Annotated in this window: 1 protein-coding gene; it reads left to right on the forward strand. The window is 41.1% G+C overall.

Going from position 1 to position 627, the window contains the following annotated elements; translation table 11 throughout:
* Positions 1 to 135 precede the first annotated feature (135 nt).
* Positions 136 to 627, forward strand: a 492-nt coding sequence (locus ACS8FD_RS21915) for an enoyl-ACP reductase FabI (RefSeq protein WP_439277421.1), incomplete at its 3' end; no start/stop codon positions are given.

The raw sequence follows: 627 nt of genomic DNA on the forward strand, positions 1-627 counted from the left end.
TACTTAATTTGAATCGTGTATAATAAGCTATCTTTTTATGATGACATTTGCTACTTTTCTTATTGTAGCGTCATTGATCAACTGAATCACTTTACCTCAACTTTCATTACTTTAATGTATTCACAAGGAAATATTATGCTACTGCAAGGACAACGTTTCGTCGTAACTGGGATTGCAAGCAAGTTATCTATCGCATGGGCTATTGCAGAAGCGTTACATCGTGAGGGCGCATCATTGATCCTCACTTATCCAAACGATAAGATTAAAAAGCGTGTCGACATGGCAGCTGAGAAGTTTGAAGCTGACTTAGTGTTAGAGTGCGATGTGGCTTCAGATGACTCTATTGCAGCTTGTTTTGAACAAGTCAGTAATCATTGGGGTGATGGTATAAATGGCGTGGTCCATGCGATCGGTTTTGCACCAATGGACCAGCTAGATGGTGATTTTGTTAGCGCCACTACTCGTGAAGGCAGTCATATCGCTCATGATATCTCAAGCTATAGCTTTGTGGCATTGGCTAAAGCTGCTCGCGAATTACTGGCTATGCGTCATGGTTCTATGCTGACGTTGACTTACGAAGGTAGTATTTCAGTACTTCCAAATTACAATGTCATGGGCATGGCTAAG

The organism is Psychrobacter sp. 1U2 (assembly GCF_051847575.1).